The 25,336-nt window shown below is 42.7% G+C and carries 20 protein-coding genes and 1 pseudogene; 12 read left to right on the top strand and 9 right to left on the bottom strand.

The genetic code is table 11. The features are described 5' to 3' along the window. On the bottom strand, positions 1–1,845 hold the full coding sequence (locus QZR76_RS11745) for a 2-oxoacid:acceptor oxidoreductase subunit alpha (RefSeq protein WP_294143014.1): 1,845 nt from the start codon (positions 1,843–1,845) through the stop codon (positions 1–3). Between the two features lie 444 nt (positions 1,846–2,289). Here QZR76_RS11745 and QZR76_RS14090 point away from each other — a divergent pair, with 444 nt between their 5' ends. Together QZR76_RS14090 and corA are read left to right on the top strand one after the other, a co-directional pair. Beyond that, positions 2,290–2,511 carry a transcriptional repressor gene (locus QZR76_RS14090; RefSeq protein WP_363665039.1) on the top strand — a complete coding sequence of 74 codons (222 nt, stop codon included), beginning with the start codon at positions 2,290–2,292 and terminating at the stop codon, positions 2,509–2,511. A gap of 46 nt (positions 2,512–2,557) precedes the next feature. After that, positions 2,558–3,619 carry a magnesium/cobalt transporter CorA gene (corA, locus tag QZR76_RS11740; protein WP_294143013.1) on the top strand — a complete coding sequence of 354 codons (1,062 nt, stop codon included), beginning with the start codon at positions 2,558–2,560 and terminating at the stop codon, positions 3,617–3,619. Positions 3,620–4,040: 421 nt separating this feature from the next. On the opposite strand, the gene tsaA is transcribed toward corA, so the two are convergent. The 5 genes from tsaA to QZR76_RS11715 are packed head-to-tail and all read right to left on the bottom strand — an operon-like array spanning position 4,041 to position 9,862. Further along, entirely contained in the window at positions 4,041–4,931 is an 891-nt protein-coding gene (gene tsaA / locus QZR76_RS11735) for a tRNA (N6-threonylcarbamoyladenosine(37)-N6)-methyltransferase TrmO (protein ID WP_294143012.1), read from the bottom strand. 2 nt (positions 4,932–4,933) lie between these two features. Beyond that, positions 4,934–5,692: an ABC transporter ATP-binding protein gene (locus QZR76_RS11730; RefSeq protein ID WP_294143011.1), complete on the bottom strand. Its 759-nt coding sequence runs from the start codon at positions 5,690–5,692 to the stop codon at positions 4,934–4,936. Continuing rightward, positions 5,683–6,750 carry an iron ABC transporter permease gene (locus QZR76_RS11725; protein ID WP_294143010.1) on the bottom strand — a complete coding sequence of 356 codons (1,068 nt, stop codon included), beginning with the start codon at positions 6,748–6,750 and terminating at the stop codon, positions 5,683–5,685. Before QZR76_RS11725 ends, QZR76_RS11730 begins: the two co-directional genes overlap by 10 nt. Then, positions 6,747–7,823, bottom strand: coding sequence for an ABC transporter substrate-binding protein (locus tag QZR76_RS11720; protein WP_294143009.1), 1,077 nt, complete (start codon positions 7,821–7,823; stop codon positions 6,747–6,749). The genes QZR76_RS11725 and QZR76_RS11720 overlap by 4 nt, the downstream gene beginning before the upstream one ends. Continuing rightward, positions 7,820–9,862 carry a TonB-dependent receptor gene (locus QZR76_RS11715; protein ID WP_294143008.1) on the bottom strand — a complete coding sequence of 681 codons (2,043 nt, stop codon included), beginning with the start codon at positions 9,860–9,862 and terminating at the stop codon, positions 7,820–7,822. The genes QZR76_RS11720 and QZR76_RS11715 overlap by 4 nt, the downstream gene beginning before the upstream one ends. A gap of 232 nt (positions 9,863–10,094) precedes the next feature. On the opposite strand from QZR76_RS11715, the gene QZR76_RS11710 reads away from it, so the two are divergent. The 10 genes and pseudogenes from QZR76_RS11710 to crcB all read left to right on the top strand — a co-directional run bounded on the left by QZR76_RS11710 (position 10,095) and on the right by crcB (position 18,452). Then, the gene (locus tag QZR76_RS11710; RefSeq protein ID WP_059026444.1) at positions 10,095–10,397 is read left to right on the top strand and encodes an urease subunit gamma; all 303 of its coding nucleotides are present in this window, start codon (positions 10,095–10,097) and stop codon (positions 10,395–10,397) included. Between the two features lie 96 nt (positions 10,398–10,493). After that, positions 10,494–10,772, top strand: a pseudogene (locus tag QZR76_RS14085) (urease subunit beta); the annotation flags it as partial. A gap of 141 nt (positions 10,773–10,913) precedes the next feature. Further along, positions 10,914–12,632 carry an urease subunit alpha gene (locus tag QZR76_RS11700; protein ID WP_294143006.1) on the top strand — a complete coding sequence of 573 codons (1,719 nt, stop codon included), beginning with the start codon at positions 10,914–10,916 and terminating at the stop codon, positions 12,630–12,632. A gap of 58 nt (positions 12,633–12,690) precedes the next feature. Next, on the top strand, positions 12,691–13,290 hold the full coding sequence (gene ureE, locus QZR76_RS11695; RefSeq protein WP_294143005.1) for an urease accessory protein UreE: 600 nt from the start codon (positions 12,691–12,693) through the stop codon (positions 13,288–13,290). 12 nt (positions 13,291–13,302) lie between these two features. Next, positions 13,303–13,995 carry an urease accessory UreF family protein gene (locus QZR76_RS11690; RefSeq protein WP_294143004.1) on the top strand — a complete coding sequence of 231 codons (693 nt, stop codon included), beginning with the start codon at positions 13,303–13,305 and terminating at the stop codon, positions 13,993–13,995. 19 nt (positions 13,996–14,014) lie between these two features. Beyond that, complete coding sequence (ureG, locus tag QZR76_RS11685; protein WP_294143003.1) at positions 14,015–14,665, top strand: urease accessory protein UreG; 651 nt, start codon at positions 14,015–14,017, stop codon at positions 14,663–14,665. Continuing rightward, a complete protein-coding gene (locus tag QZR76_RS11680) occupies positions 14,662–15,579 on the top strand; it encodes an urease accessory protein UreD (protein ID WP_294143002.1) in 918 nt (305 codons plus the stop codon). Before ureG ends, QZR76_RS11680 begins: the two co-directional genes overlap by 4 nt. A 17-nt stretch (positions 15,580–15,596) precedes the next feature. Further along, complete coding sequence (yut, locus tag QZR76_RS11675; RefSeq protein WP_294143001.1) at positions 15,597–16,568, top strand: urea transporter; 972 nt, start codon at positions 15,597–15,599, stop codon at positions 16,566–16,568. Positions 16,569–16,664: 96 nt separating this feature from the next. Next, positions 16,665–18,044 (top strand): MFS transporter, encoded by a 1,380-nt coding sequence (locus tag QZR76_RS11670; RefSeq protein ID WP_294143000.1) that lies wholly within the window; start codon positions 16,665–16,667, stop codon positions 18,042–18,044. Positions 18,045–18,074: 30 nt separating this feature from the next. Further along, a complete protein-coding gene (gene crcB / locus QZR76_RS11665; protein WP_294142999.1) occupies positions 18,075–18,452 on the top strand; it encodes a fluoride efflux transporter CrcB in 378 nt (125 codons plus the stop codon). A gap of 204 nt (positions 18,453–18,656) precedes the next feature. Here the strand turns inward: crcB and QZR76_RS11660 are convergent, their stop codons facing one another. From QZR76_RS11660 to rpoB, 3 genes are all read right to left on the bottom strand, one after another. Further along, a complete protein-coding gene (locus tag QZR76_RS11660) occupies positions 18,657–18,971 on the bottom strand; it encodes a DUF3467 domain-containing protein (RefSeq protein ID WP_294142998.1) in 315 nt (104 codons plus the stop codon). Between the two features lie 136 nt (positions 18,972–19,107). After that, positions 19,108–23,358: a DNA-directed RNA polymerase subunit beta' gene (rpoC, locus tag QZR76_RS11655; protein WP_294142997.1), complete on the bottom strand. Its 4,251-nt coding sequence runs from the start codon at positions 23,356–23,358 to the stop codon at positions 19,108–19,110. A 77-nt stretch (positions 23,359–23,435) separates the two neighbouring features. Then, positions 23,436–25,336, bottom strand: a 1,901-nt coding sequence (rpoB, locus tag QZR76_RS11650; protein ID WP_294142996.1) for a DNA-directed RNA polymerase subunit beta, incomplete at its 5' end; no start/stop codon positions are given.

Here is a 25,336-nt window from a genome sequence, read left to right as displayed (position 1 = left end):
TTATTTCGATAATAATTCAAATACTTTTTCTTTTAACTCTGTCACCGTAAAGGGTAATCCGGCAACTTTATTATATTGATAATAAGTAAAGTGAGGATATTTACCCCGTAAATATTGTGCAAACTGCCCCAAGTTCAATTCACAAACCAATATTTTCTTAAACTTGGACAATACCTCTTCCGTATTTTTCGGAAGCGGATTGATGTAATTGAAGTGAGCCAAACTAACATCCTTACCCTCTTTTCTCAACTCGTTAACCGTAGATAAAAGATGTCCGTATGTTCCCCCCCAACCGACAATCAACAATTCACCACCGTTTTGGTTTCCAACAATCTCCTGATCAGGAATATAATCGGCAATCTTAGCTACTTTTGCAGCACGTAAATCCGTCATCACCTGATGGTTCTCCGGCACGTAACTAATCTCTCCGGTTATATTTACTTTTTCCAAACCACCGATACGGTGTTCTAATCCTTTTGTTCCCGGAACAGCCCATGTTCTGGCCAAAGTTTCCGGATCACGCGCATATGGCTTATAATCATCTCCCTCCTTGGCCCGTCTCGGAGTAATTGAAGGATACGCGTTCAAGTCCGGAATTCTCCAAGGCTGAGCGCCATTTCCCAAATAACCGTCCGTTAACAGGATGACAGGAGTCATATGTTCAATGGCAATTTTACCTGCCATAAAAGCAAAATCGAAACAATTTCCCGGTGTACTGGCAGCCACGACAGGCATAGGACACTCCCCGTTTCTTCCGTAAAGAGCTTGCAATAAATCGGATTGTTCGGTTTTCGTGGGAAGACCTGTAGATGGACCTCCCCGCTGTACATCGACAATAACCAAAGGCAATTCAGCCATCACGGCCAAACCGGCAGCTTCACTCTTCAAGGCCAGACCGGGACCGGAGGTCGTCGTCACGGCAAAATTCCCCACGTAACTCGCCCCGATTGACGTACAAATACCGGCAATCTCATCCTCTGCCTGATAAGTTTTAGCCCCGAGATCCCTTCTTAATGCTAACTCCTGAAGGATATCAGTAGCCGGAGTAATAGGATAAGAACCACAGAATAACGGAAGTCCGGCTTTCTCTGCCGCAGCCAAAAGTCCCCAAGCCGTTGCCTTATTACCGGTAATGGTCCGATAACGTCCTTTTTCGATCTCGGCGGGAGCTACATTAAAATGAGTTGCCAATGCATGTACATTTCCGGCATAATTGAATCCGGCTTCCAATACTTTTTTATTGGCAGCGGCAATTTCCGGTTTTTTCCCGAACTTTTGATTAATAAAAGCAACCGTATGTTCGACGGAACGGTCAAACATCCAATAAATCATACCCAACGCAAACATATTCTTACATTTCACGATGGATTTTTGATCCAAGCCGCTATCTTTCAAAGCCTCTTCGGTTAGGGTAGTTACCCGAACCGGAACAACATTATAATCTTGTAACAGAGCATCTTCCAACGGATTCATCTGATAACCCGCCTTCTCGATATTCTTTTCGTTAAACGTATCCAAATTCACAATGATCGTAGCGCCTTTTTTAGCCCAACGTAAGTTTGCTTTTAAGGCAGCCGGATTCATGGCTACCAATACATCGGCAAAATCTCCCGGAGTTTTTACCGGATTATCTCCAATATGTACCTGAAAGCCGGAAACACCACCTACCGTTCCTTGCGGAGCGCGAATTTCAGCTGGATAATCAGGAAACGTCGATACACCGTTTCCAAATAAAGCGGCAGCATCTGAGAATTGCTGACCGGTTAATTGCATTCCATCTCCCGAGTCCCCGGAGAAACGAATAACAATATTACTCTTTTCGATAACTTTTGTCTTTTCACCCATGACTTAGTTACTTATATTTATTTATTACATTAAAAAATACGCGTTTAACCCCACATTTTATGTTGTAAAACATGCGTAAAGGTAGCCAATACTTATATCTAAACAAGTTTGTATCAGGATTTTTTTCTCGTGAGATATAATGTTGACAATCAATTATAAACTTGTTTAAAAACATGTTCTTCAGCAGAAATAAAATAAAAACAATCTAAACAAGACCTGTTTTCACGTCATTTTTCTAATCGTTTCTTGTTTCAATTAAACATTTTTTCCCCCTTTGTTCTTACGATATAAAACAAATATATTCTTCAAACAGTATAAATAAAATCCAAGATCTTATTTTATAATCTTACGTTCATTATTTTACTTCTAAATACCACATGTTGGAACAAACAACAATTTATTGCAAATCATTGTCATTCAATTTATAGGAAGGATTGTTGAGAAATAAAGATAAGTGCAGCAGGAAAGGTAACATTTCAACGTATAGCCGTTTACAAAATGATGCAAGAGCGTTGCCTTAACTCGATTGACAAAATAACGGCAAAGATAAAGCTCCCTCACCCCGACATTATGGTTTCGATTATCTATCGTATTATGGATTCATTTTGTGAAGCCGGTTTATTAAGATTTACGGAGTCGCATGGTAAAACAATGAACCCTATCTAACGTTTTTTACGTATCTTTGCATAACTAACTTCTTAACTCTAACGAGATGGCACGTTTCCTCAAAGATCGTAAAAAGGCACAAGGAGCAGCTCCGGGTTCGCTGATTTTTATCGGAAAACAGAAAATGGATCGAAATTCTATTCAGGTATTACAATATACTCCTGAAGGATTAAAAGAGTATTTCCCTGAAAACATAGAGAAAATCAAAGAGAGTATATCTAACGATCACATGACGTGGATAGGAATCAGCGGTCTGCATAATACTCAATTGATCGCCGATTTGGGGAAAGCTTTCACCATCTCTCCTTTGATTCTGGAAGATATCTTGAACACGGATCAACGCCCTCGCTTCAGCGAAGAAACAGACCATCTCTATATCATTATTAAATCGTTCTATATCGGGGAGGAAGACCATGCCGTACATATGGAACAAATTTCTATGATCGTGGGAGACCATTACCTACTTACCATACAAGAGACGGAAACCGACTATTTTAAAGCCGTGAAAAAACGGTTATACGATACTCAAAGCCGGATTCGAAACTTCGGTCCGGATTACCTTTGTTATGCTCTATTGGATACCTTGGTAGACAACTATATCATTAATGTCGAAAAACTCGGAGCTGCCATCGAGGAACAGGAAAAAAGACTTTTTTCCTCGGAAATCCAGAATGCAGAAGAAATTTATCATTTCAGAACCGAACTCTCCTATATTCGGAAAAACGTACGTCCCGTCAAGGAACTCATGACCCGTTTTACCAGCTGTGACTCCTCTCTGATCGACAAACGTACTTACTCCTACCTACATGACTTGGACGATCTGGTTGTCCAAGTACAGGAAGCCATTGAGATATACTACACAATGACCTCCGACCTGCTGAATCTCTACCAAACAACCATCAGCAATAAAGTAAACGATGTTATGAAGGTATTAACCATATTTTCTGCCATCTTTATTCCCCTTACCTTTATTGCCGGGATTTACGGAATGAATTTCAACTATATGCCGGAATTACGATACCGTTATGCCTATTTCGTTCTTTGGGGAATCATGATCGTTGTTACGATCATCATGCTTTTCTTCTTCAAAAGAAAAAAATGGCTCTAAACATTTATTTTAGCAATTATGTGATTTTGCCATAAACGTTTTGCCATCTTTAAATCGGCAATCAACCAATCTCTAAACTACAAAATCCTTTGATTACCGGGATAAACCCTCCGGGACTTTGACGTTTCAGTCGGTCGTGTACACGTTTTTCGTTCACTGTCCTCCGGGACTCGCAACGCTCGGACAAACCGTCGGGTGACCGTTCCGAAACCCGGACACGACACTCGCCATTCACGATTTATGCCCCTTCGTTTTTATCCCCGCTTCTCCAAACCTCAATCGTCAATCACGGAATCACAAAATCCATTAATCACCTGATTGTAAATTGATTTACGATTTATGATTCAATTCTGATCTTGCCATCTTTAAATCTAAAATCCGAAATCACCTAATCATTATATCCCTGAATGGCAGAATCTGCCTAATTGTCGACCGATTCTATTTCAAAAAGTTCATTAAAATCGAGACCAAAAACAGCAAAAGCTTTCTCCGCGGGAGAAAGTGATTCCGGAATATGTTTTTTCATATAATCCCGATTCGATTCCTTGAGTTTTATTTTCCAGCCTTTCCCGGATTCATCCTTTAAATAGAAACATAAATCATTTTTATCTCCCGTTTTAAAACGACGTGTTCCCGGAGTGCAACCTGTAACAAACATAAATCCATCTACCAAACAATTTTCCATTCCGGCTGTCAACGTATAATGACCGATGTCCTGCTCCTGATCATATAATTCCTGCATAACCCTTGTCGCTCCCATAACCCCGAGTGCCAATCCGGGACAAATATGCCCGTGCAATTGAGCCGATTTCAAAAGTAATTCTTCCAAATTATTACTCATAATATGACGGACAATATCTATACGCGGAGAATCAACCCGTATTGTCTTATGTATATTTTCCTGATCATAAACAGAAGTATCACAAGACTTGATATCCACTACAGGAGATCCGTCTAAAGCATCAATTCCCTCTATATACAATTTATTCCCTTCACGCCTTATAAGCTTCACCGTCGTTATCCCCAAATGGTTCGGACGATTAGGAGAACGACTTGCAAAAACACCCTTTACCTCCCCCGTACGGATTCTACCAGTCAAATGAACCGTATCATTTTGATGAAAATAAAAAACAATATCCAGGTAACGGCAGGTTTCGATTTCCCGTAAGCCCTCTTCATATAACGGAAGAATCTCAATGACGGAAGATTCCTGCTTTATCCGTTCCGGAGCTTGCTCTGTCGTGCATTCGTTATGCACGTAACCAACAGGTTGTAACACAATCATAAATATAAACATTAATAAATTTGACATAACTAACTATTTTGAGGGATAATACAAATACAATCCTTATGATGAAACACCTCTACCTGAATATCATATAAATTTTCAATATTTTTCGGCGTATACACGGACTTGGAGCCGAAGGCAAAAACGGCACCCTGTTTCAGCATCAGGGCTTTATTACAAAATCGGGCTGCCATATTCACATCGTGAATGGTAATAACAACGGTAATTCCTTCCGTCGATAATTGCTGCAAAAGTTTCATCACTTTCATCTGATGATTAATATCCAGATTGGCAATAGGTTCATCCAGCAATAAGATGGAAGGTTGTTGAGCCAATGCCCTAGCAATAAATACCTGCTGTTGTTGTCCTCCGCTCAATGTATTCATAGTCCTCATAGCAATGGATTCCAATTCCAACCGGGAAAGTAGACCGGCAACTATTTTCAAATCATCGGGAGACGGACTCCCCTTGATATAGGGTTTTCTCCCTAACAACACCGTATCGAAAACATTTATACCAACCGTTATCTCCTCGGATTGAGGAATATAGGCCATGAACCGGGACAATTCACCGGATGAAATCCGTGATAAAGACTGATCTCCGATCTCTATCTCGCCTTCGTCTATTTTCAGTATCCGGTTCAAGCATTTCAACAAAGTACTCTTACCCGATCCATTCTGACCGATAATAGCAATCATATCTCCCGAATCCATTTCAAAAGTCACATTCCTCAATGCCTGGACTCCATTATAATGAAAGGATATATTCTTTGTCCTTATTCGCATGATACCCTCCTCCGGATTAAAAGAAATAGAAATAAAGGAACCCCCAAGAACGAGGTTAATATCCCCACCGGCAAAATAACAGGAGAAATAACCGTACGGGCTACCGTATCGCAGAGCAACAAAAACATCCCCCCGAATACGGCAGATCCCGTAATCAGGAACTCCTCATTATTACCTATACATTTCCTCACGATATGAGGAACAACAAGCCCCACAAAAGCAATAACCCCGAAAAACGAAACAGCGACAGCCGTACATAAAGAAGTGATTACAAGTCCAATAATCCGGACTCTTTGGGGATGAACGCCCATACTCCTGGCATAATCGTCCCCGGATCGCAATACCTTATAATCCCACCGTTTCAAATAAAAATAAAAAAGAGCCGGAATCAAAGCTACAATCATAAAAACCAATTTATACCAATCCCCTCTTCCCAAATCCCCGAAGCTCCAAAAAACAATAGAAGCCAGTTGAACATTGTTTGCCACGTATTGCATTACGGCAATACCGGCACCAAACAAAGAATTAATGATAACACCTGAAAGAATGATCGTTTCGACCGACGATCGTTTCACCTGCGCCAAAAGCAAAATAATAGCCAATCCCACAAGACTTCCCAAAAAAGCCGAAAAGGTAATGGTATAAGGATTATTGATCATAAATAAATCCGAAGAACGGACAATTTCACTACCCGCCCCCAAGAATACGATGCCGAAAGAAGCCCCGAAAGCTGCGGCATTCGATATTCCCAAAGTATAAGGGGATGCTAAAGGATTTCTCAACAAAATTTGCATGATCGCTCCCGACATGGAAAGAATAACTCCGGTAATAATAGCCGCTAAGATTCTCGGTAAACGGATATGAATCAAAATCTGCCGGTTGAGCGCAGTCCCTTCTCCCCGTAATAAAGCAATAATATCCTCCCACCCTATCCGGTGAGCTCCGGCAATCATGGATATTCCCCCGATAAGGATCAACAAAATGAACAGGAAAAAGATAAATCGCTTATTCCTGTTCCGGTATCTCTTGTATTGTATTAAAACATCTGGATTCATCATTCTCCCTCGAATACATTCTTATAATCTCCCCAGTATCTACGCAAAACCGTATCAACGGGTTGTCCCACGAAACGGATTAAAATCTCATTCGATTTATCGGTGATGGAAATATCTTCAAATTGATCAGGGAAAAGTACCTTTCCCACGTACCAGGCATTAATCAACATCACTTCAAAATTGGTGTGACTATTATTATAAGGCCATAACATATAGATTTGTCTGTTCCGATATGCCGTAAGTAAATGGTTTATCCCCTTCCGGCTATTAAAATCTTCCTGAACCAAAGGCCAGCCCGATACATCCAGGAATATCACTTCGGGATCCCAGTCCGCCAATTGCTCCCAATCAATATATGTTCCGGTAATAGGGGAAACATAAGCCGAATCAATTTGAGAAGCGACATTATAAACACCTAAGAAGTCAAACGCAGCATAGTAAGGATCCGTCGAAGTAATTCCTTTCTGCCCCTTGTATGAAATTGCTCCGACATATACTCTCTTGGACTTGTCGACCTCCTTTGTTCTTTGTCGGAGTTCTTCTATCTGTCGATCCACGAAACAAATCAACGAATCTACCTGCTTCTCAGTCCGGAGCACCTCTCCAATCAAGCGAAGCGAATGATAAAAAACATCCCGTTTTTTCCCCATATCCCCATATTCAATTGTAAACACGGGTATTCCGGTACGTTTTTGCAAGGCATCTGCATCTCCGACGGTAGTAGTCGACATAAAAATCACATCGGGCTCCACCCCCATGATCAGTTCGGAATCACCTCCCATGGAGGGGCCGATAATTGCTTTTCCCCTCAACTCCGGATGAGCGAAAAGATGCGTGAACTCATTGTCCCTGGTCTCCTGCTCCTCGACACCACAAATGAAAGGTACTCCACCGGCATAAGTCACTAAACGAATAGCGGAAGCCCGGATACAAACAATTCTCCTTACCGTATCCGGGACTTTAACCTCACGCTGCAAAGCATCCGTAAACGAACGAAAATGTCCTTTCCCCTCCTTCGATATTCCCCCACAAGATGCCAGCAAACAAAAACAAAAAAAACATATGAATTTGTTCATTTCATCAGGTTTACGGCAAGTTTAAGATTGAACAGTCTTCCGGCAGATATATAATCTTTTGTGTTCATATGACGATTATTGAAAATATTTATTGCCTCCCCTCCCACGTAAATCCGGCGGTCGAAAAACCATTTTGACAACTGTACGTCCCAGACGGCAAATCCAGGAATGGAAGATTGATTGTCTTCCGTAGTATACTGTTTGGTCTTATAACGCCCCCGGACAGTGGCATTTACAATCCGCCCGGTCCACATAACCGTACCTTTTACCTGATGCTTAGGAGCATAAGTTAATATTTTATCATTGAGCTCCGGCTTTTCATCGAACTGTTTTATCTTGGACTCATTATAGGAATAATTTAAATTTACTTGTAACCCTACCGGCAAAGAATAATTCAAATCCATCTCCAACCCTTTCACATGAACCTTGGATATATTCTGGCGTTGGTAGATATCTCTCATTCCCCACATTTTTTCCCCGGTAGCAATATAATACAAAAAATCTTTTCCCCGGGCATAATATAACGATGGAGAAAAGGAAAAATTTCTCAGGAAGCGAAATGTCCCTCCGACTTCATAATTATCCAATTTTTCCGGCCCCAAATCAGGATTAGCAATCTTAGGGCCTACCCACATCCAACCGGAGCGACAGAGGTCATCCAAAATGGAAGCTCTAAATCCCTTTGAATAAGAGATATAAACGGATACCTGTTCCACGGGATTATAACGTAAAGCCACACGGGGTGAAAAATTTTCCCACCGATTACTCTTCAGATCACCGTTATACGTGTTAAAATCAGCCACATTATCACCTATTGCCTCAAAACGTCCTTTGTGAAAATAAGCATTATCATAACGTAAAGCCACTTGTAGCCAAAACTTATTTTTTAAAAACAGAAGCTCTTCTTGCACGAAAGCCGAAACAAAAGTCATAGTACCCTTGTTCAACACTTTATCCGTAGAAGTCACGTAATAATCCCCTCCATCCACACTTCCGTTCTTGTATTCTGCACCCACACTAAAATGGTTATTTCTACCGGAAAAAGTCACGTGCATGATTGCCCCCCAATCGTCCCGGTCTGATTTCACATCAAAACGCTGATAAACATCTTTGCTGATCCGTTCGTCCAACTTAAAATAATCCTGCCTCTGGAAATACAAAGCCACATTATAGGAAAATGATTTTCTCTCTCCGTAGAATCTCCCCTGAACCCGATTATGATTAAAATGACGGTACTCCCCATCCGGAGCTTTTATCTTTTCTCCTTCTCCCCGTTTATCCTTATAGAGATCATACGCCAAGTCTACCTTAAACAACTCTGACGGGGCATATAGGATCTTACCGTAAAAACCTCCTTCTTTCATAAAACGGGCCACACTATAATCCGGGTCCGTTCGCAAACTATCCGGAACGTTGTTAAACCCGTTACTTCTATTATAATATCCGGAAACAAAGATTGAAAACCGATCACTGACCTTACTCGATATACCCAGGTGATAAAGCCAGGTCGCCAATGAACCGTAAGAGGCCGATGCATTTACAAGAAGAGGACGTTCGGCCTTTTTACTTATAATATTGATTACTCCCCCCATCGCATTATTCCCGTATAATGAAGAACCGGGTCCCTTAAAAACCTCAATCCGTTCAATATTGTCAATAGGAAGACTATTCCAGTTCACAGATCCTTCATCCGAAGTGTTAATCGGAATTCCATCGAAGAGAACCAAAGTCCGTCCCTGCTCATCTCCCGCCAAGCCCCTGACGCTCACATTCGTGTGCATCGTACTCATACCGTCGGAACGAGTCGTATTCACCCCGGAAAGCATGGAAAGGATATCATCGATACTCAATGCCGGACTATGCCTCAACACAAGCGGCGTTATAATATCAATACGTCCGGGACTTTGGCTTAAAGGACGTTCAGCCCGAGAGCCCGTCACAATAACCTCTCTCAAATTCAACACCGTATCAATCCCCTCTTCCCGAGCATAAACATTCACTATAAACAATAGGAACGGGACTAAAATAAATCTCTTCATATTCATTACAATTTTAGTTCAACTATCCTTTTTCATACGGAATATGATTTCAAATGTTCGGGCAACTACCTGTGGTAATGTATAATAATTATAACGATATTTTTCTTTATTTCTATTAATATTCGAAACATGACTTTTTCCCGGGCGTATATGAATACACAGAATTCATCAAGGTCCAAACTTCATGAATCAGAGAGTTTTAATCAATTTTATTCACTAAAAGTAAAAGAGTATGCATTTAACGCCAAAAGAAATTGATAAGCTAATGCTATTATCACTTGGAGCTATTGCCGGACGGCGTAAAGAAAAGGGGCTTAAGTTGAATTATCCGGAAGCTGTAGCTTACATTAGTTCAGCAGCTTTGGAGGGAGCAAGGGAAGGAAAAACGTTAGAGGAGGTCATGACCGATTCCACTAAAGTTTTGACGAAAGACGATGTAATGGAGGGAGTTGCTGATATGATCTCTCTGATACAGGTAGAGGCGGTTTTTACTGACGGTAGCCGCCTGGTTAGTATTCATCAACCTATCAAGTAAAAAATCATGGAGGACAAAAAACAAACCGGTGCCGAAGCATCTAAAGAGATTACTCCGGGATTCACACCTAAACAGTATGTTCCCGTCGGGGGAGAAATTTTATCTACTGATCCCATCATATACAATGAAGGTAGATATACGGCAAAATTAGTTGTACACAATACAGGAGATCGTCCTATTCAAGTAGGTTCTCATTTCCATTTCTTTGAGGTTAACCGTTATCTGGAATTTGACCGGGCTGCTGCCTTCGGATGCCATTTGAACATTCCGGCAACAACGGCTGTCCGTTTCGAACCCGGAGATGAAAAAGAGGTAGAAGTTGTAGCTTACTCCGGGAAACAATATGTAATGGGCTTTAACGGGCTCGTGCAGGGATACACCGGAAGCGAAGATTCTCCCACTTATTATCCAAAGAGAATCATGGCAACAGCATGCATTAAAAAGCTAGGCTTCAAGGTTATTGACGAAGCAACGGCTGAAGCTAATTTAAAAAAACAACCTCAAAAATAAAGCATTATGGCAAAGATAACAAGACAACAATATAACGATCTTTACGGCCCGACTGTAGGGGATAAAATCCGTTTGGGCGACACGGATCTTTACGTGGAAATCGAAAAAGACCTTTGTGTTTACGGAGACGAAGTCATCTATGGAGGAGGAAAAACCTTACGGGACGGTATGGGATTAGCGAACACGTTAACTTCCGCGGGAGGCACCCTCGATCTCGTTATCACAAACGTAACGATTATCGATCCGAAATTGGGGATTATCAAAGCCGATGTCGGCATCAAAGACGGTAAAATAGCCGGAATCGGTAAAGCAGGAAATCCCAATATCATGCAGGGAGTTACTCCAGAGTTAATAACAGGAGCTGCCACGGATGCGATTTCAGGTGAACATCTTATTCTGACCGCAGCCGCTATTGACGGCCATGTACACATGATAGCCCCGCAACAAGCCTATCACTGTTTAAGTAATGGAGTTACAACTCTTGTCGGCGGCGGTGTCGGCCCGACAGACGGAACAAACGGGACGACAATTACATCCGGTACCTGGAATATGAAAAGGATGTTACAGGCAATAGACGGTCTTCCCGTAAATTACGGATTTCTCGGAAAAGGAAACTGCTCGGTACGTCACCCATTGGTCGAACAAATGCTGGCAGGAGCCTGTGGCTTTAAGATTCACGAAGACTGGGGAAGTACACCCGCGGCAATTCGGGCAACCATGAGCGTAGCCGACGAATTTGACGTACAAGTAGCAATCCATACCGATACATTAAACGAGAGCGGTTTCGTTGAAGATACGATCGCCGCCATTGACGGTAGAACGATCCACACGTATCACACGGAAGGAGCCGGAGGAGGACATGCGCCGGACTTGCTGAAAGTAGCCTCCCTGGCAAATGTATTACCTTCTTCGACCAATCCGACCTTACCGTTCGGCATTAACTCTCAGGCAGAATTATTCGATATGATTATGGTATGCCATAACCTGAATCCCAAAATTCCATCTGACGTATCCTTTGCCGAAAGCCGTGTCCGTCCCGAAACACAAGCGGCAGAGAACGTACTTCACGATTTGGGAGTAATCTCTATGATCTCTTCCGACTCGCAAGCCATGGGACGTGTAGGTGAAAACTTTATGAGAGCTTTCCAAATGGCCAGCTACATGAAACAAGTGAGAGGTAAACTTGCTGAAGATTCTGCAGAGAATGACAATTTCCGGGTATTACGTTACCTTGCCAAATTGACCATCAATCCTGCCATCACCTACGGATTTTCCGACATCTTAGGATCTATCGAAAAAGGAAAATTAGCAGACTTGGTATTATGGGAACCTCAATTCTTCGGCACTAAACCGAAATTAGTTCTCAAAGGCGGTATGATCAACTGGGCCATTATGGGAGATCCGAATGCCTCATTACCGACTCCTCAGCCGGTATATTACCGTCCGATGTACGGAAGCTTCGGTTCCGCCATGCCTAATAGTTGCGTATCCTTTGTCTCACGGGCTTCTCATGACGCAGGCATCAAGGAAAAATACGGACTTCAAAGAATCGTTTATCCCGTACACGGTTGTCGGCAACTTAGTAAACATCATATGGTGCTTAATGGAAATATGCCTAAAATCGATGTTAATCCGGAAACGTTTGAAGTACTCGTAGACGGCAAGAGTGCCTATGTTCCGACAGCCAAAAAGCTCTCGTTGGCACAACTATATTGGTTCAGTTAAATTTAAAATCAGTAAGGTTGCCTTAAATTTTAAGGCAACCTCCTCTAACTCTATTTATATGCAAATATTCTCTGAAGTTATCGGAAACATGATATCTGACCCGATCTGGGCAGAAAAATTAAAAAACAGTAGCATCATTTACCTGGATCTGGATCAATGGACAGCCCAAAAAAGTCGCTTTATCGCTAAAAGCGATCGAACGGAGTATGCCGTTGCCCTGAAACGTCATTCACAAATAGAAAACGGAGATATCCTGAAATATGATCCGGGGACAAACAGTGCTGTTGTGATTCGTATTGATCTTAAACCTGTCCTTGTCATAGATTTGAAAAAAATTGCACAGAAAAAACCGGAAGAAATCATACACAAATGCATCGAAATCGGTCATGCTATTGGTAATCAACACTGGCCGGCAATCGTGAAAAAAGATAAATTATATGTTCCATTGACAGTGGATAAAAAGGTCATGACCAGTGTTATGGATACCCATCACTTTGAAGACATAACCTATGAATTTCAGCCCGGCAAAGAGGTGATTCCTTTCCTGGCTCCTCATGAAATCCGCCAGCTTTTCGGGGGAAGTACCCAGGAAATTTCACACCATCATCACGAACACGATCATGGACATACGGGTCATTCTCATGAGGTCTTACATTGAAAATCCAATATTATGATTGACGAAATTACCAGACTAATGCGACTTCTTGAATTTTCGGATTCCGCATTCCCTGTCGGTACCTTCTCTTTTTCCAACGGATTAGAGACAGCCGCTTTTGAAAATATCGTATCCGATATCTACAGCCTCGAACAATATACGCGCACGGCTGTTTTACAAACCGTATACAGTGATGCCATTGCCGCCCTCATCGCTTTCCGGGGTATCGCCAGCAAAGATTACGAACTTGTAAAGGAGGCGGATCATCAGATCATACGATGCAAAATGAATGCAGAAGCCCGCCTAATGCTTACCCGCATGGGAAAAAAGATGGCCGAAATATGTATTCAAATTACCGAGGCTCCTCTCATGAATCAATGGTTAAAAGATATACATGACCGAAAGGTTCCCGGCACATACCCTATCGCACAAGCTATCTTTTTTCAACAGAACAGATTACAGGAAAAAGACCTCTTTGCTTCCATCGAATACGGAATCATCAACATGATATTGAATGCGGCTTTACGGTGTGTTAAAGTATCCCATTACGAAACACAAACCATCCTGTACCGACTCTGCTCCATGGCAGCCTCAGATTATGAGGATATTAAGGAGATGACATTTAACGACATGAGAACATTTGCTCCTGAAATGGACATTATGGCCTCATTACATGAAAAAGGAAAAATGAGAATGTTTATGAACTAACGATTTAAAATATACCAATATGAGTAATACATGCAGAATCGGCGTCGGTGGCCCGGTAGGATCAGGCAAAACAGCACTTATAGAGGCACTGACCCCATATCTATTAAAATTAGGATTACAAGTTTTAATCATTACCAATGATATTGTTACGACAGAAGATGCCAAACATGTTCGTAAGATGCTTAAGGGTTATTTGGCAGAAGAGCGCATCATCGGTGTAGAAACAGGGGCTTGCCCCCACACCGCCGTACGCGAGGACCCCTCCATGAATATTGCCGCCGTGGAAGAGATGGAAGCAAAATTCCCGGATAGTGATGTCGTCCTGATAGAATCGGGAGGTGATAATTTAACCTTAACTTTCAGTCCGGCGTTAGTAGACTTTTTCATCTACGTTATTGACGTTGCTGCCGGAGATAAAATCCCGCGAAAAGACGGGCCGGGAATAACTTATTCCGACATTCTGGTAATCAATAAGACGGATCTTGCTCCTTATGTCCATGCCGATCTGGAAGTTATGCGGCGGGATTCCGAAATCATGCGTCCCGGTAAACCATTTGTCTTTACCAATTGCATGACGGGAGAAGGTATAAAAGAATTAATCGGATTAATAAGGAATATGGCTCTTTTCGATCGTGTTTCACAAAAAGAAGTGGAGGAGATAAAAATATGAGAGAATTCACACAAAACCGGGAATTACGGCCCTATTTGGCAGAACCCAAGGCGATGCATGTCGGAGCCCCGGGAAAGTGCGGACTTTTGGATCTCGTATTTGAACTCGATAAAAACGGAAAATCCATTATGCGTCACTGGGATAGACGTGCTCCTTTAATCGTCCAGCAAGAACTCTATTTCGATGAAGGTATGCCGGAGATGCCTTGTGTATATATATTATCCTCCGGAGGCCCCAATATCGACGGGGATCGATACGTGAACAAATTTACCGTTCGTAAAGATGCTTTTGCCCATTTGTCTACCGGAGCTGCAACAAAAATTGCCGAAATGGTTTATAATTTCTCGGGATTAGAACAAACATTTATTCTGGAAGAGAATGCTTATCTGGAATATATACCGGAACCAACTATTCCTTGCCGAAACAGTCGCTATATTACGGATACGGATATTGAAATAGATGCCTCCGCTACCTTATTCTATTCAGAGATTTACATGGGTGGACGTAAATATTATGGGGAGGGAGAATTGTTTGAATATGACCTGCTATCCATCTGTACCCAGGCACACCGACCGGATGGGACACCTCTTTTCCGGGAAAAACTGGTAACAACACCAAAAGAACATCCTATTTCCTGTATCGGAATGATGCATGACTACGATATATTTGCCAACGTTCTGGTATTAACCCCGGAAAAAGAAGCAGAGCAAATTTATAAAAACACGGAGGCCTTTCTGGATAAATACAAAGGTCTCGCCGTTGGAATAACCCATCTGCCGGAAAAAAGTGGATTAATTTTAAAGATACTAAGTAAAGAAACACAACCTGTAAAACACTTTATCCGGGAATTTTGTTCTGCCGTTCGTATGCAGATTAAAAACAGACCTGTACCGGACGAATTCGTATGGAGATAACTAAACACCAATAAACTATGGAAACAGAAGCTACTATGCCAAGAATTTTTTCTTTTGGTTTTATCAAAGTGGTACTAAAAGGAGTAGGACAAGTCATGTTCCAAGGTAATGCCTGGACAGGTTTATTTTTCCTGGCCGGAATATTTTACGGGTCCTACGCGACAGGGACTCCGGCAGTTGCCTGGGGAGCAGTTGTAGGGACAGTCGTATCCACGATCACCGGGTATTTATTAAAATATCCCGTTGAAAAAGGATCGATCGGATTGTGGGGATTTAATGGAGTACTTGTAGGATGTGCCCTGCCTACATTTTTAGGAGATGTTCCTTTGATGTGGTTAGCCTTAGTCATCTTCTCGGCGATGACGACCTGGGTTATGGTAGGTCTTAACTATTTATTGGCACCCTATAAGGTCAGTTCCTTCACGTTTCCTTTTGTTTTAACAACCTGGTTTATTTTATTGGCAGCCAGGATCATGCACGGGTTACCGGATTCCGGCCTAAGTACGCCGGAACTGCCGGGTAATTTCTCGTCAACATTCGACACAAGCTTTCAGAATCTTGTAATCTATTGGTTAACGGGGATTAGTCAGGTCTTCCTGATCAATTCGTGGGTAACTGGAGTACTTTTTTTAATTGGTCTGGCTATCAGCAATAAATGGGCGGCAATTTGGGCAGCAATCGCTTCAGCATTAGCATTGGGTACAGCTATTCTATACCAATGCAACGGCGCCGATATTGCCAACGGGTTGTTCGGATTCAGCCCCGTACTGACAGGAATTGCCCTGGGTATCACATTCTATCAGATAAATTGGAGAACGGCCATATGGAGTTTAATCGGTATCTTCGCCACCGTATTTATTCAAGCCGGTATGGATACCCTGTTTTCTCCTTTCGGGATACCCACACTTACCGGACCATTTTGCGTAGCCACCTGGTTATTCCTATGGCCTCACCTAAATTTGGACAAAAAAACATTACAGGCAGGATAAATTCTCAAAAATCCTTCCATCGCATCTTTCTATCGTCACAAGTACAATAGTGACGATAGAAAGATGCAATGATATTCAAATCGAAAAATGAATCATATGACAGAAAACACAACATCGGACAAGATGGTGAATATGGATACTATGCCTCTTCGTTGGGGACACATTCGCATACTTATAATAGCATCGGCAGGACAATTTTTTGGAGGAGTATTGGCTATCCTTATCGGAGTAATCGCACCGCTCATAGCTATTACTCATCATCCGGAACTTTCATCCTGGGCACAGGGTTTTGTCTTCTCGTCAGGCTTAATAGGCATTACCATCGGTTCCCTGTTTTTCGGTCATCTTAGTGATAAATACGGCTACCTCTTTTTTTTCCGGTTGTGCCCGTTACTCATTTTATTCGCCTCTCTATGGATTTTTTTCTCACAATCAATTCTTGTCCTGACTATAAATTTACTGATCATAGGATTCAGCATCGGAGGAGGCTACGCCCTCGATCCCTCTTACGTATCGGAAATAATGCCTAAAAAATGGAAAAAACAGATGTTAGGAATATCCAAAGCCTCCTCGGCTCTCGGCAACGTACTAATGATTATCGTAGCCTATTATTTACTGAAAAGTACGGGTAATCCGGAGATATGGAACAAACTCTTTCTCTTCATTTCTATCTTCGCTGCAGCCGCTTTTCTTTCCCGCATACATTTTGCAGAAAGCCCGGAATGGTTAGCTATTCACGGCAAGGTTCAAGAAGCAGAAAAAAATGTTCGTTACTTTTTAGGCAATGATGTCTACATCGGTGAATTAGCGAACAAATCCAAAACCAGAAGCCAACCCCAAAGTTCTTGGAAAGAGCTTTTTGTACGGGGAAATATCAAAAAAATAATTTTAAGCGGAATCCCGTGGGGGTGCGAAGGAATGGGCGTATATGGAATCGGAATATTCACTCCGATCTTATTACTATCGCTGGGATTCATCCCTCCTGATGCACTTCCCTTCGACCGGGTGATCGACGCTTTAAGGATTACGCTATATATCAACCTCGCCGTTATCTCGGGATTCATCTTGGGTATTAGCCTCATCAACAAAATCAACCCGATCAGGGATCAATCCTTAGGATTCTTCATAAGCGCCATAGGATTATTTGTCGTTCTGCTGGGATATATGTATCATCTACCCGCCTGGGTAATCCTTATCGGATTCATGCTTTTTGAAGTGGCTTTAAATGCCGGGCCACACATGATGACATTTATTTTACCCAGTCGGATCTATGACCTTCAGACAAGAGCGAGCGGCGAAGGAATCGCTTCTGCTTTAGGTAAACTCGGGGCTATAATTGCCACCTTCATCATTCCTCCCCTTCTGAAACTGGGAGGAGGAAAGCTAGTATTGTTAGTAGCCATCGGTATCCTGATACTGGGAGGAGTGATTACTGCCATTGTCGGTCCCATGGTCTTCAAACGATTGCCGAAATAAATACATGTCTAACAAATAAAATTAGGAATTATGTTTAAAGCGATGATTATTGCAGGAATAGGAGGCTTTATAGGTACCTGCCTGCGTTTTTTAGTGGGAAAATTCTGTCATTTCGTTACAACCTCTCCTTTCCCCTGGGGTACATTTGCCGTAAATATTATCGGTAGTTTCGTTATCGGTATTTTTTTCGGGTTAGCAGAAAAAGCCCATTTGATCTCACCGAATATGAATGTCTTTCTGATTACCGGTTTTTGCGGCGGATTCACAACCTTCTCCTCTTTTGCCGATGATATGTTTTTACTCATTCAGAATAGGCATTGGCTCTATTTCTCCCTTTATCTCGGCTTAAGTATTATTTTGGGTATTATTCTGGTTTGGCTGGGACGCAGTCTTATCAAAGCAGCATAAAAAAATTATTCAGAAAGTCGCGTACTTTCTGAATAACCCATCGCACCCGTCCCCGGATGTTATTTATAATCTTCTGGCCACCAAAACCGTTTAATTGTAAATTGTAGATTGGATCTGATTCAATTCCGATCTTGCCATCTTAAAATCGTCAATCAAAAATCCGAAATTCCCAATCACAGAACCACAAAATCCTTTAATCAATAATTAAGCTTGTCCCTTCGGTTCCACATCCATGGGAAACATCGGCCCCATAGGTTCTCCTTCAGGAATATTTATACGACCATAACTTTGCTCAAATTTCCGGACATTATCCTGAAGGGCTAACATCAAACGTTTCGCATGCTCCGGCGTAAGAATAATCCTACTTTTTACGTCTGCTTTCGGTACTCCCGGCATGATCCGAATAAAATCCACGATAAACTCCGAACTAGAATGGGAAATAATCGCCAAATTAGCATAGGTTCCCTGTGCTATTTCATGACTTAATTCTATATCCAACTGATTTTTTTTCTCTTCCATGATTTCTCTTACAATTAATGTTAAGCAAAGATAATGATTATCGGAAATTTTAATCGCCCGGCCATCAAAACTTATACACCCCAAACATCAAATAACCGGAAAAAAAAGACCACCGGAAAAACCGATGGTCTCTTGTTTATTTATTCTCAATTTTCTCGAAGTCCGCTTTCGAACCGACGATCAAACTTCTGAACTCTTTCATTCCGGTTCCAACCGGTATCAAGTGACCGCAAATCACGTTCTCTTTCAATCCCTCCAATGGATCTACTTTCCCGTGAATAGCCGCCTCATTCAATACTTTAGTGGTCTCCTGGAAAGAAGCAGCCGAAATAAAGCTGGCAGTTTGAAGAGCAGCCCTCGTGATTCCTTGAAGCACCTGCGCAGATGTCGCAGGCACAGCATCTCGAGCTTCTACCACTTTCATATCACGACGTTTCAACTGGGAATTGATATCCCGAAGCATACGTACCGTAATAATCTGTCCCGCTTTTACCCGGTCCGAATCCCCCGGATCCAAAACGACCTTCTTACCATACATGGCATCGTTCTCTTCCATAAATTCGGATTTATCCACGATTTGGCTCTCCAGGAACTTGGTATCTCCGGCATCCTGAATCAACACCTTACGCATCATCTGATGAACAATGATCTCAAAATGCTTATCATTGATCTTCACACCCTGCATCCGGTATACATCCTGAACCTCATTTACGATATATTCCTGTACCTTTATCGGTCCCTCGATATTCAATATATCGGTCGGAGTAATTGCTCCGTCGGATAACGGCGTTCCTGCGCGAACATAATCGTTTTCCTGAACCAATATCTGTTTAGACAAAGAAACCAAATACTTCTTCACCTCTCCGGCCTTGGAAGTAACGACAATCTCACGATTACCGCGTTTGATCTTACCATAGGTCACCTCTCCGTCAATTTCCGATACGACAGCAGGATTCGACGGATTACGAGCTTCGAATAACTCGGTAACACGCGGAAGACCTCCCGTGATATCACCCGCCTTACCGACAGCTCTCGGAATCTTGGCAATCGTACTACCGGCGGTTACCTTCGCTCCCCCTTTCACCACGATGTGAGCGCCTACCGGCAAGTTATAGCTCTTCACAACATTATCTCCCGCATCTTTAATACACAAAGCAGGAGCTTTTGTCTTATCCCGGAATTCAATAATGATCATCTCCCGGAATCCGGTAGTTTCATCCGACTCCTCCTTATAGGTTTCTCCTTCGATCAGATTTTCCAATCCTATCGTTCCGGCATACTCGGTGATGATCAATGCATTGAACGGATCCCACTCACAAAGTAAATCTCCCTTGTTCACTTCCTGGCCATCTTTCACGAATAATTTCGCACCGTAAGGAATAGCATGAGAAACTAATATGATATTCGTATTTTTATCAACAATACGTAATTCTGTCAGACGTCCTACCACAACATCACATACGCTTCCGTTATCCAAGGTATGTTCTACAGAACGTAACTCTTCAAACTCCACGTAACCTTCGTATTTTGCCTTCAAAGAGTTCTCGCTGGAAATATTTCCGGCAGTACCTCCCACGTGGAATGTTCTCAATGTCAACTGTGTACCCGGCTCTCCAATGGATTGTGCCGCAATAACACCGACAGCCTCCCCTTTCTCTACCATCCGGCTCGTGGCCAGGTTACGTCCGTAACATTTAGCACAAACTCCTTTTTTCGCTTCACAAGTCAACACGGAACGAACTTCTACACGTTCAATCGGCGACTTTTCGATAATATCGGCAATGACTTCCGTAATCTCCTCTCCAGAAGCAACGATCAGTTCACCCGTATTCGGATGATAAATATCATGTACGGAAACACGCCCTAAAATCCGTTCGGACAAAGAAGCAACAACCTCTTCGTTATTCTTAATCGCCGATATGGTAATACCGCGCAATGTACCGCAGTCCTCCTCCGTGATCGTAATATCATTGGCTACATCGACCAAACGCCGGGTTAAATAACCGGCATCAGCCGTCTTCAACGCCGTATCGGCCAAACCTTTACGGGCTCCGTGGGTAGAAATAAAGTACTCCAATACGGACAATCCCTCTTTAAAGTTAGCCAAAATCGGGTTCTCAATAATCTGTCCACCGGTTGCTCCTGATTTCTGGGGTTTAGCCATCAATCCACGCATACCACCCAACTGACGAATCTGCTCGCGGGAACCACGGGCTCCTGAATCCAACATCATATAAATGGAATTGAATCCCTGATCGTCGGAAGCCAACTGCTTCATCAACGTAGCCGTCAAATTGGCGTTCACATGTGTCCAGATATCAATAATCTGATTATAACGTTCGTTATTGGTAATGAATCCCATATTATAGTTTGCCATTACCTCGTCTACTTGATTATAACCTTCTTCCAACAGAGATTGTTTCTCATCCGGGATGATTACGTCTCCCAAGTTAAAGGACAAACCTCCTTCAAAAGCTTTCCGGTATCCCAAATCCTTAATATCGTCCAAGAATTTAGCCGTTACATCCACACCGCAACGCTTAAACACGTCACCGATGATATCGCGTAAAGCTTTCTTCGTAATCAACGTATTGATATACGGGTAATTCTTCGGAGTATATTGGTTTAATAAAACCCGTCCAACGGTAGTATCTATCGTATGACGAATGGGATTCCCCTCTTGATCCACATCATCGATCTTCACTTTGATCTCTGCATGCAAATCTACCGCTCTTTCGTTAAAGGCGATAATAACCTCCTCCGGAGAATAAAATTTCAATCCTTCTCCCCGGGCACCTTTTCTCGGTTTTGTGATATAATATAAACCCAATACCATATCCTGGGAAGGAACCGTAATAGGGGCTCCGTTAGCAGGATTCAATATATTATGGGAACATAACATCAAAATCTGAGCTTCCAGAATAGCTTCATTACCCAAAGGCAAGTGAACAGCCATCTGGTCACCGTCGAAGTCGGCGTTAAATCCGGTACAAGCCAACGGATGCAAACGGATAGCCTTTCCTTCGATCAGTTTCGGTTGGAACGCCTGAATACCCAAACGGTGCAGGGTCGGTGCACGGTTTAACAATACCGGATGACCCTTCAACACATTTTCCAGAATATCCCACACGATCGGATCGCGGCGATCCACGATCTTCTTGGCACTCTTCACCGTTTTCACGATACCCCGTTCAATCAATTTCCGGATAATGAACGGCATATAAAGTTCGGCCGCCATATCCTTGGGAAGACCACATTCGTGCATCTTCAAATCGGGCCCCACAACAATAACCGAACGAGCCGAATAATCGACACGCTTTCCTAACAAATTCTGACGGAAACGTCCCTGTTTACCCTTCAAACTGTCGGAAAGAGATTTCAGCGGCCGGTTGTTTTCGATCTTTACAGCATTGGATTTACGGGAATTGTCAAACAAAGAGTCGACAGCTTCCTGTAACATACGTTTCTCATTCCGTAAAATCACATCCGGAGCCTTAATTTCAATTAAGCGTTTCAAACGATTGTTACGGATAATCACTCTCCGGTACAAATCGTTCAAATCGGACGTGGCAAAACGACCTCCGTCCAGCGGAACCAACGGACGTAGTTCGGGAGGAATCACAGAAACCACCTTCACAATCATCCATTCCGGTTTATTAATATCTTTACTTTCCCGGAATGCCTCTACTACCTGAAGACGTTTCAAAGCTTCGTTTTTCCGCTGTTGAGACGTCTCGGTATTGGCCTTATTTCTTAACTCGTAAGACAAATCATCCAAATCCAAACGCTCCAACAACATGGAGATAGCCTCAGCACCCATTTTGGCAATGAACTTATTGGGATCATCGTCATCCAAGTATTGATTCTCATTCGGAAGTTTATCTAAAATATCAAGGTACTCCTCTTCCGTAAGGAAATCCAGCGTTTTAATTCCGGACTCGGCCATAACACCCGGGTTTACCACGACATATCTCTCGTAATAAATCACCGCATCCAATTTCTTGGAAGGCAATCCCAACAGATAACCGATCTTATTCGGCAATGATTTGAAATACCAAATGTGTGCCACGGGAACAACCAATTGGATATGCCCCATCCGCTCACGACGAACCTTTTTCTCCGTCACCTCAACACCACATCGGTCGCACACGATTCCTTTATAGCGAATACGTTTGTATTTACCGCAATGACATTCGTAGTCTTTCACCGGCCCGAAGATTCGTTCACAGAACAAACCATCCCGTTCAGGTTTATAGGTACGATAGTTTATGGTCTCCGGTTTTAACACCACACCACTGGAACGCTCCAGAATCTCTTCCGGAGAAGCCAAACCAATAGCGATCTTTGTAAAACTAGTTTTTGTCTTATTCTCTTTTCTGAATGCCATATTTATGAATTTTAGATTTCAGATTTTAGATCTCATTGCAAGCAACCCGTCTCAAATCTGAAATCGTAAATCAAAAATTATATCAAGTTAACGCTTAATCCCAAACCTCTCAACTCATGTAACAACACGTTGAAGGATTCCGGTATACCCGGTGTAGGTAACGGTTCTCCCTTCACGATATGTTCGTAAGTCTTGGTTCTACCCATTACATCGTCCGACTTCACCGTCAGAATCTCCTGTAAGATATGAGAAGCTCCGAAGGCTTCCAATGCCCAAACCTCCATCTCTCCGAAACGTTGTCCTCCGAACTGAGCCTTACCTCCAAGAGGCTGCTGAGTAATTAAAGAATACGGTCCGATAGAACGGGCATGCATCTTGTCATCCACCATGTGACCCAACTTCAACATATAGATCACTCCCACGGTAGCAGGCTGGTCAAAACGCTCTCCGGTTCCTCCGTCGTACAGATAGGTAGTACCGTTTCTCGGCAATCCGGCCTTATCCGTATATTCGTTTATCTCTTCCAATGTAGCTCCGTCAAAAATCGGCGTCGCAAATTTTACGCCCAATTTCTTTCCGGCCCAACCCAGTACGGTTTCGAATACCTGTCCTAAGTTCATACGGGAAGGCACACCTAACGGATTCAAACAAATATCCACCGGGGTACCGTCTTCCAGGAAGGGCATATCCTCTACCCTTACCACGCGGGATACGATACCTTTATTACCGTGACGTCCTGCCATCTTATCCCCGATCTGCAATTTACGTTTTTTAGCCACGTATACTTTTGCCATCTTGATAATTCCAGAAGGTAACTCGTCACCGACGGTAGCATTATATTTCTTACGTTTGATCTGACCCTCTATTTCCTTGTACTTGATGATATAATTATGCAACAAGTCGCGGATCATATCATTTTTCTGCTTATCGGTCGTCCATTTATTCGGATTGATCTGCAGGAAATTCATATTCTGGAGCATCTTATAAGAGAATTTCACTCCTTTCGGAACAATATCCTCGTTCAGATAATTCTTCACTCCTTGAGAGGTCTTTCCGTTCACCAATTCGAACAACTTATCGATCAACAGAGAAGTTAAATCGCCTACTTTACGCTGGAACTGCTCGTCAAATTCAGCCAACAGGTTCTTTCCTGCAGCTTTAGACTTACGATCCCCTACCGTACGTTGGTACAACTTCTTGTCGATAATAACCCCGCTCAATGAAGGAGAAGCTTTTAAGGAGGCATCTTTCACATCTCCGGCCTTATCTCCGAAGATAGCCCGTAACAGTTTCTCTTCCGGACTCGGATCCGATTCTCCTTTCGGAGTAATCTTACCGATCATGATATCGCCCGGTTTAATACGAGCGCCTATACGGATAATACCGTTTTCATCCAGGTCACGGGTAGCTTCCTCACTTACGTTCGGGATATCGGCGGTCAACTCTTCCAGACCGCGTTTGGTTTCCCGTACTTCCAATGAATATTCGTCCACGTGCACAGAAGTAAACACATCGTTACGCACGATATTCTCCGAAATTACGATAGCATCCTCATAGTTATATCCTTTCCACGGCATGAAGGCCACTTTCAGGTTGCGTCCCAAGGCTAATTCTCCCTTTTCAGAAGAATATCCTTCCGTTAATATCTGACCTTCCTCTACCCGATCCCCCTTTCTCACGATAGGTTTCAGGGTCATGGTCGTACTCTGGTTCGTACGTTTATATTTAGGCAAATAATACTCTTTCGTATCATTGTCAAAACTTACATAAGCCTCTTCCTCCGTACGATCGTATTTGATCACTATCTTACGACCGTCGACATAATCTACGACTCCCGGTCCTTCCGCAACGATCTGTGTTCTGGAATCCTTAATCAGGTTTGCCTCCAATCCGGTACCCACGATCGGAGATTCCGGACAAATAATAGGCACAGCCTGACGCATCATGTTAGACCCCATCAATGCACGGTTGGCATCGT

It is taken from the genome of uncultured Sanguibacteroides sp., from assembly GCF_900543425.1.
Taxonomy (GTDB): Bacteria; Bacteroidota; Bacteroidia; order Bacteroidales; family Marinifilaceae; genus Gabonibacter.
Note: the sequence above shows the minus strand (reverse complement) of the source record. Positions and strands in the feature narration are given on the sequence as shown.